Below are 8588 nucleotides of genomic sequence, written 5' to 3'. Positions count from 1 at the left end.
AGCGGCCACCCCCGGAGCCGCCCCCGTCCGTCCACCCCCACCCTCCCGAAAGCCCACCCCCTACCGCCCCTCCGCACTGCCCCGCAAAGCCCGCTCCAGATCCCGCAACGCCTGCCCCACCAACCGCACCCCCGCCCGCACCACGTCCCGCTGAACCCCCGCCGGCGCCCCCGCCAGCCCCTCCTCCAGCCAGGCCTGCGCCGCCCGCACCGCCTCGAACTCCACCGCCTGCCCGGTCAGCAGCGCCGCCGCCGCGAGCGCCGTGGCGAGCCGCAGCTCCTCCGCGTACGCCGCCGTCCCCGGCACCGGATCGGCGTCCGCCACCGGCAGGTGTGCTTCCAGCAGCACCGCCGCCCGCCCGAGCGCTCCGACCGCCGCCACGGCCCGGTCGATCTGGCGCCGGCTCACCCCTTCCAGTCCGGATTCGTGCCGCCCCGGTTCGGCGTCGGCCCGCTGCATCGCCTGGATGAGTTCGGACCGCGCCTCCCGCGAGTCCAGCAGCGCGCTCCGCACGGCTCGCCCCCGCGGCGCCGCCGGGGTCTCGTAGCAGGCGATCACCGCTCCCGCGTACCGCCCGGCGGCGGCGAGCCACTCGGCGAGCCGTTCCCCGAGCCGCGCGGTCTGCCAGGTGGGGAACAGCGCGTACGTGACCAGCGCGATCGATCCGCCGAGCAGCGTGAGCCCGACCCGTTCGACGGCCGTGACCAGCGGGTTCCCTTCCTGCAGCCCGAGCAGGAACACCACGTAGGTGGAGATTCCGACGGTGGTCAGCGCGTACCCGGTCCGGAACGCGAGGTACGCCCCGCCGATGCAGACCACCGCGAGGGCGGCCAGCACCCACTCCCCGGGGTGGGCCAGCTGCACCACCAGCGTGGAGACCGCGACGCCGACGACCGTCCCGGCCAGCCGCGCGACGCCCCGGCTGTAGGTCTGCGCGAAGTCCGGCCGCATCACCATGGCGGCGGTCATCGGCGCCCAGTACCCGTGGTGGAACCCGGCCAGCCGGGCCAGCAGGTAGGCGGCGGTGACCACCCCGGCGAGCCGTACGGCGTGCTGGAAGATCGCCGAACGGGGGTGCAGCTGCCGCCGGACGGTCCGCGCCGCGACGGGCAGCATCCGGCCGATCGTCGGCTTGTGCAGCGCCCCGCCGGCGCCGACCACGGGAGTGGTGATGGTGTCCGCGTCGTTGCGGTCCAGGGTGTCCGCGGCCTTCCGCAGCAGTCCGCCGAGCCGTCGGGCGGAACGCCGGGCGGCGCCCCGCAGCCGTGGTCCCTCGTCGTCCGGCCGGATCAGGGTGAGCGCGGGAGCGGACCGGGGGAGCCGGACGGGGTCGCCGGTGCGGATCGCCCGGGCGAGGGCGTCCATGACTTCGGCGGCGGCGGCCAGCACCTCCCGGGCCCGGTCGCGTTCGGGCCCTTCCCCGGGGGCACCGACCTTGGGGTCGGCGAGCGCGGCGAGGGTGGGCCGGACGCGTTCGGCGAGGCCGCGCAGGCCGCGCAGTTCGGGCGGCCGGTGGCGGTCCTGCCAGGGCGTCACGGCGGAGGCGTGCCGGGCGGTCATGAACGGTTCGGGGTCGACGTGCGCGGTCGGGTCCTGCCGCAACCGGCGTGCGTAGTCGGCGAGTTCGGCGTAGGTGTCGGCGAGGGCGACGCGTTGGGCGGTCCAACTCCCGATCGGCCAGACGGTGATGACGACGGCCTGGACGACCCCGCCGAGGGCGGCGACCAGTCCGTGGCCGAGCGCGGTGACGGTGCTGACCGGCAGTTGGACGACGATCAGCATCACCGAGACCGTGTTGGTCGCGACCACCCCGGCGGTGGGCCCGAGCGCCCAGGACAGCCCGGCGCCGAAGGCCCACACCGCGAGCAGCACCGGGAACAGCCCGTACACCCCCGCGGCCAGGTAGCCGAGGAAGGTGCTGATGCCGAGTCCGACGCCGGCCGCGACGGCGAGGCTGGCGCGGGGCCGGAAGCTGCGCTGGAAGGTGGCCGAGCCGGCGATGAACGCCCCCATCGCGGCCGAGGTGGCGAGCGGGACGCCGCCGAGCGCGAGCGTCGGGAAGAGCACCAGCGCGACGGCGACCGCCCCGCGCACGGCCCGCTTGGGGTCGGTGAGCGCCCGGTCCAGGGTGAGTCCGGTCCGCGCGGTGTCACGAAGTGCGGCGAACCAGGACATACCGACATCCTAGGCTGGCTCCCGCCGGATCAGACCGGTACGGATCCGACGCACGCGCGAGGCCGCCCACAGCAGTGCCCCGGTCGGCAGGAACACCGCGTCCGCGGCGATCATCGCCAGCGAGAACACCGGCAGCCCGAGCACCACAGCGATCCCGATGTGCTCCAGCATCATGACGGCCAGCAGCACGTTCTTGACCCGCCGGTCGAGCAGCGTGAACGGGAAGGCCACCTGCAGGACCACGGTGCCGTACGAGATCAGGAAGACCGGCAGCAGCGCCGAGCCGACCAGCGCGGACAGCCCGGGCCAGGGGGTGAAGTAGTCCAGGTGCACCGGGTAGTAGAGCGCGGTGCCGTCCTGCCAGCGCGAGCCCTGCACCTTGTACCAGCCGGCCGTGGCGTAGATCAGCACCACCTCGACGGCGATCACCAGCATCGCGCAGTTGTGCACCATGGTGGCCAGCGCGTCGAGCACCGCCCGGAGCTCGCCGTCCGGCCGCAGCCGCCCGACGGTCCACCAGACCCCGGCCACCGCCCAGAGTCCCCAGAACAGCGGCGACCAGCCGAGGTGGGGGAAGTCCGGGCTGGTCCAGGTCAGGTTCCCGCCGGCGAAGCCGCCGAACTGGCAGACCGCCAGGACGGCCCCGAGGACGGCCCAGAGCGCCACCCCGCCGGGGCCGTCCCGCCCGGTGCGCCGAGCCCGCCGGACGTCCAGCGACCAGACCTCGGCGCAGCGGGTGAAGACCAGGTAGACCGCCATCAGGTGGACGACGTTGTCGCCGCCGTCGCCGAGGAAGACGTCGCGGTTCTGCAGCGACAGCACCGTCACCATGAAGAGCACGGTGCTCGCCCTGGTCCGCCAGCCCAGCAGCACGCCGAGGGCCGCCAGCACCGCCAGGTGGTAGACCAGTTCGAACCAGGGCCGGCCGCCGAACCAGGGCAGCACGGTGAACGCCCCGTCGTCCCCCAGCAGCCGGTCGGCCAGCTCCATCGACCAGGGGGAGCGGTCGCCGTACAGCACCCGCCGGTTGGGCCACTCGCGCAGCAGGTAGGCGAGCCAGACCAGCCCGAACCCGATCCGCACCGCCGCGGCCTGGTGGCGTCCGAGCACCCGCCCGGTGAAGGCCCCGACGGCCCGTCCGATCAGTTCGGTCGCCCTGGGCCCGCGCGGCGCCGGCGCGTCCGGCCCGGGTACGGGCGGCTGCCCGGCGGCTGCCTGCCGCGGAACGCCGTCCGCCGGCGCCGCGGCGTCCGGCACCGCGGCGTCCGGCACCGCAGCGCCGTCCGGCCGGGGGTCCCGCGCCGACACCCCGTTCATCCGAGCAGTCCCCGGTAGTCCTCGTCCGCGACCGGCCACCACGGCAGCTCCCGCACCTTGGGCTCGGGCGGCGCGGCCTCGCCGCTCCAGGACGGCGGCGGCACGGTCACCGTGGTCACCCGGAACCTGATCTCCAGGATCCGTTCGCCGCCCGCCTCCCGGCCGATCCGCTGCAGCGCGATCCGCTTCAGGTACTGCTCGGCGAGCTTTCCGCGCGCGTTGGCCGGCGTCTCGTCCTGCGGGTTGTGCGAGCCGTCGTAGAAGTCCCAGGCCCGGCGCAGCAGGTTCTGGTCGACGTGGCTGGGCGCCGGGTTGCCCCGTATCGCGGCGATGTCCTGCGCGGTCAGCCCGGTCCAGTCGCGGGTGGTGGTCGCCCCGCCGGGCGCGACGGTCCGCACCTGGGCGTCCAGGCTGACGTTCTGCTGCAGCGGGTTGGGGGCGAACAGCTTCCAGTTCTGCTCGAACTCCGGGTACACGACGCCGTCGACCGCGGTCCGGTACTGCCGGGACAGCGCGTTGGCGGGCGCGACGTGCAGGAACACCGCGGCGAGGAACAGGCCGGTGCCGCCGATCAGGGCCGCCCCGGCGAGGCCGAGGACGAGCTGCGCGGGCTTCGACCAGGCCCTCCCTGCGGCCGGCCGGTCCGTCGTCTCCGTCATGGCCTCCCCAGCCCGGTCGGCGGGCACCCCCGGCCCGGTACCGGCGCGCTCGCGCGCGCCCATCCTGCCCTACCGGGTGCCGGGCGGGAGTTTGCCGACGGGCCCCTTGAAGACGGGCCTAGAGGACGAAGGCGTCCTGGCCGGTGCTGCTCACCATCGGACGGCCGGCGCCCTGCCAGGCGTGCATCCCGCCGTCCACGTTCACCGCGTCCCGGCCCTGCTGGACCAGGTACTGGACGACCTGCGCGGAGCGGCCGCCGACCCGGCAGAGCACGTACAGCTTCTCGTCGGGCAGCTCGCCGAGCCGGGCGATCACCTGGCCCAGCGGGATGTGCAGCGCGCCGTCCACGTGCCCGGCCTCCCACTCGTCCTGCTCGCGCACGTCCAGCAGGGCGGCGTCGGCGGGCACGGCGGCGGCGTCGGCGGTGGGGATCTGCGCGAACATCGTGTGGCTCTCCTGGGCGTGGGAAGGCTGGGGGTGGATCGGGTCCGTGCCATTGTCGCCCACCGGCTGGGAACCGTCGCCGTCCACCGGGCCGGGGCCGCCGAGCAGCCGTTGCAGCTCGGCCTGCCGGTCGGCGGCCTTGGCCAGCAGCTCCTCGGCGAGCTGCTCCAGCAGCCGGTCCGGGTCATGCGGGGCGAGGGCGAGCAGCTGGCCCATCGGGGTCAGCTCCAGCCGGACCTGCTCGGTGGCGGTCTCGGCGATCTTGGCGGTCAGCCAGTCCAGCCGGCGGCGCAGCCAGTCCGACCGGTCGGGGGCGTCGACGGCGGGGGCGGCCTCGGGCGCGGTGGACCACTCGGCGGCCAGGCCCTCCAGTGCGGCGGCGTCGCCGAACGCGTAGGCCTCGTTGACCCTGACCAGGAAGGCGGCCCGGCGCTGCTGCTCGGCCGGGTCGGTGGTCAGGTCGGGGTGGGCGCGGCGGACCAGCTCGCGGTAGATCCGCTGGGCCTCCCTGCCGGGCCGCACCCGGGTCGGCGCGGCGGGCGGCGGCGGGGCCGCCTCCTCCCCCCGGCCGGACTGCTCCCGCTGCTCCTGGACGGAGTCGAACAGCGCGTCCAGGTCGGGCAGTTCTTCGACCTGCTGCCGTGCCTCGGCGGCCCGGCGCAGGTCCTCGGGCCGGCCGGTGCGGGCCGCGACCGCCTCGGCGACCAGTGCGTCCAGCTCGTCCAACCGGGCGTAGAGCGGGCCGAGCAGCTGGTGGTGGATCAGGGCGAAGTTGTCGATCTCGACCCGCAGCGTCTGCACGTCCACGTCCATGCTGAGCCAGGCGAGCTCGGCGGCGGCGACCCGCTCCTCCAGCTCCTGCTGCTCCGGGTCCGTCCAGCGGGCGGGGCTCTGCGCGCTCACTTCTCGCCTCTGTCTCGTCCGGGCGGCTGCGTCCTGTGGGGCCGCCGCGCGGGCGGTCCGGCCTGCCACCCTACCGCCGCGCGCGAAAGCCCCGTCCGGGTGAACCGGGGGTACGGACCGGCGCGCGACACGCGACACGCAACCGATACTGAGGAATCTCCCCGTTTCGGTATCAAGCCCGGCCCGGTCCGTGCTTCGCTGGTATCCGCAGCGTGCCTTCCTCCGGAGAGACGGCCGCCTCCAGGCGTGGCGGCCAGGCGGGAGCAGACCGAATCCATGGTGGCCGAGTCCAACTCCACACCGCGTCCGGCGGCCGACGGAACCGAACCGGGCGACCACCCGACGGGCGTGGCCGCCCTGCTGCGGCTCGCCCTCGTCCAGGTCGACCGGTCCGGCCGGATCGCGCAGTGGGGCCGGGCCGCCGAGGAGCTGTTCGGGCACCGCGCCGACGTCGCCCACGACCGCCCGGCCTCCGGCCTGCTGCCCGCGGTGGAGTCGCGGGCGCTCGGCCGGTGCTCCGTCCGCCGCGCCTGCGACGCCTTCGACACCCTCGCCGAGCTGACCGCGGCCGGCCGCCCCTGGGCCGGCCGGCTGACCGTCACCGACCGCGAGGAGCACCAGCGCGACGTGCTCTGGTGGGCCTACCCGCTGCCCGGCCCGGCCGGCGGGCTGCTCGCCCTGGCCGCCGACGCCCGCCCGCTGCGCACCGCCGGCCCCCGGCTGGCGCTCGGCGAGCGGCTGCTGCCGTTCGCCGCCGCCCCCGCCGCCCGGGGCGGCTTCCACGGGCTGGCCGCCACCCTCACCGCGCCCACCGACCGGGTGCCCGAGCCGCTGGCCCGGCTGCTGCCCGCCGCCCACCGCCCGGCGATGCTGACCGCGATCGGGCTCGGTGGGCTGCCCGCCCTGCGGCTGGACGCGGTCACCGTGCTCCCGGTGCTGCCCGCCGACGCGCAGACCGGGACGGCGCACGCGGCCGCCGGCCTGGGCCGCCGCTACCCGACGCCGCAGCAGCGCGCCGCCCGGGTCGGCCCGCCGCCGCAGCCCGAGCAGACCTCGCCCGGCCGCCGTCCGACCGCTCAGCTCCCGGCCCAGCGCGACACCACCCCGCGCGAGGCCGCCGACCTGTCCGTCCCCCAGCCCGTCGCCCAGCCCGTCGCCGCCGTCAGCGGCGCCGCCGCAGGCGGCGGCCCGTCCGTGCCTCCCCCGGCCTCCGGCCGGGAGGTGCCCCCACCCACGGGAGGAGGAGCCACCATCGACCGAGCCGCCGTCGAGTCGTCCGCCACGGACCACCCGACGCTCCGCGCCGACCAGGCCCCGCCCGCCGCCGTGCCCGTCCCGGTCCCCGCGCCCGCGAGCGCCGAGGGCCCGCCCTCCGGACGGCTCGGCCCGTTCCTCACCAACGGCCAGGCCGGCGAGCAGCTGGCGCTGCTGAACGAGGTCGGCGGCAAGGTCGGCACCACCCTGGACCTCGGCTTCACCGCGCACGAGCTGTGCCAGGTGCTGGTCCCCCGGGTCGCCGACTTCGCCTGCGTGGACCTGGTGGACGGGCTGATCTCGGACTCCGAGCTGCCGGTCGCCCGCCCGGACGACGACACCATGCTGCGCCGGGTCGCCCTGGTCTACAACCAGACCGGCGGTGCCTGGGACCACGTGCTCACCGAGGGCTCGCTGGTCAGCATGCCCCGCCGCACCCCGCCCGGGATGGCCCTGCAGCTGAACCAGCCCGTGCTGGTCCCGGTGGTCAGCGCCGACGTCGCGGTCGACTACGCGATCGCGCTCGGCGGCGCCCGGCTGGCCCCGGTGGTCTCCGGCCGCTCGATGCTGGTCGTCCCGCTCTCCGCCCGGGGCACCGTGCTGGGCATCCTCAAGCTGCTCCGGCTGCCCGACCGCGCCCCCTTCGACGAGAGCGACGCCGCGACCCTCAAGGAACTGGCCGTCCGCGCCGCGCTGTCGCTGGACAACGCCCGGCTGCACCGCGCCGAGGCGAGGGTCGCCACCACCCTGCAGCGCTCGATGATCCCGACCCGCCCGCCGCAGATCCCGGGGGTGCAGATCGCCCACCGCTACCTGCCCGGCGACCCCAAGGCCGAGGTCGGCGGCGACTGGTTCGACGCGATCCAGCTGCCCGGCAGCCGGGTCGCCCTGGTGGTCGGCGACGTGATGGGCCACGGCATCCACTCGGCCGCCGCGATGGGCCGCTTCCGCACCGCCATGCAGACCCTCGCCGCCCTGGACCTGCCGCCCGGCCAGCTGCTGCGCCATCTGGACAACCTGGCCCACAAGCTCGGCGACGACCACCTCGCGACCTGCCTGTACGCGGTCTACGACCCGATCAACCGGACCTGCGAGCTCGCCAGCGCCGGCCACGTCCCGCCCGTCCTGGTACACCCGGACGGCACCGGCGAGCTGCTGGAGATCCCGGCCGGCGCGCCGATCGGCGTCGGCGGGGTGCCGTTCGTCGCCAAGACCATCGACGTCTCGGACGGCTCGATGCTGGTGCTGTGCACCGACGGCCTGGTCGAGGTCCGGGGCGGGGACATAGGAGCGGGCCTCGCCGCGCTCTGCGGCAACCTGATCGACCCGCAGCAGAGCCCCGAGCAGGCCTGCGACGAGGTGCTGCGCCGCCTGCACACGGACGACCGCAAGGACGACGTGGCGCTGCTGGTGGCCCGCTTCGACGGGGTCGCCCCGTCCGAGGTGGCCACCTGGGACCTCACGGTGGACCAGCGCGAGGTCCGCCGCGCCCGCTCGCTGGTCCGCGAGAAGCTGGCCGGATGGCACCTGGAGGCCCTCAGCGACACCACCGAGCTGCTGGTCAGCGAGCTGGTGACGAACGCCGTGCGGGTCGCCCGGGACCGCGTCCAGCTGCAGCTGATCCGGGTGGACAAGCTGCTGGTCGAGGTCAGCGACGACAACCACAACCTGCCCTCGCTGGAGCCGGCCGAGCAGCTCGGCGAGACCGGCCGCGGCCTCACCCTGGTGACCAAGCTCGCCGAACGCTGGGGCACCGCCCGCAAGGCCGTCGGCAAGGTCGTCTGGTTCGAACTGCCCCTCCCGCACGCCTGACGGCCGCGTACGGGTGTCCGTAC

5 protein-coding genes are annotated in these 8588 nt (G+C 75.7%); 1 reads left to right on the top strand and 4 read right to left on the bottom strand.

Annotation, left to right across the window (positions count from 1 at the left end):
• Positions 1-60: 60 nt before the first annotated feature.
• The 4 genes from ACIGG8_RS21680 to ACIGG8_RS21665 form a co-directional block, all read right to left on the bottom strand.
• Positions 61-2175, bottom strand: coding sequence for an FUSC family protein (locus ACIGG8_RS21680; protein WP_396549911.1), 2115 nt, complete (start codon positions 2173-2175; stop codon positions 61-63).
• A gap of 9 nt (positions 2176-2184) precedes the next feature.
• A complete protein-coding gene (locus tag ACIGG8_RS21675; RefSeq protein ID WP_396549909.1) occupies positions 2185-3492 on the bottom strand; it encodes an HTTM domain-containing protein in 1308 nt (435 codons plus the stop codon).
• Positions 3489-4151 carry a DUF5819 family protein gene (locus ACIGG8_RS21670; protein WP_396549908.1) on the bottom strand — a complete coding sequence of 221 codons (663 nt, stop codon included), beginning with the start codon at positions 4149-4151 and terminating at the stop codon, positions 3489-3491. The genes ACIGG8_RS21675 and ACIGG8_RS21670 overlap by 4 nt, the downstream gene beginning before the upstream one ends.
• A 118-nt stretch (positions 4152-4269) precedes the next feature.
• Positions 4270-5499, bottom strand: a complete 1230-nt coding sequence (locus tag ACIGG8_RS21665; protein WP_396549906.1) for a rhodanese-like domain-containing protein — start codon at positions 5497-5499, stop codon at positions 4270-4272.
• 246 nt (positions 5500-5745) lie between these two features.
• Here ACIGG8_RS21665 and ACIGG8_RS21660 point away from each other — a divergent pair, with 246 nt between their 5' ends.
• Complete coding sequence (locus ACIGG8_RS21660; protein WP_396549904.1) at positions 5746-8565, top strand: SpoIIE family protein phosphatase; 2820 nt, start codon at positions 5746-5748, stop codon at positions 8563-8565.
• The last annotated feature ends 23 nt before the right edge of the window (positions 8566-8588 follow it).

The organism is Kitasatospora sp. NPDC085464, from assembly GCF_044541955.1.
GTDB lineage: Bacteria > Actinomycetota > Actinomycetes > Streptomycetales > Streptomycetaceae > Kitasatospora.
This window is presented reverse-complemented; position numbering and strand designations above follow the sequence as displayed.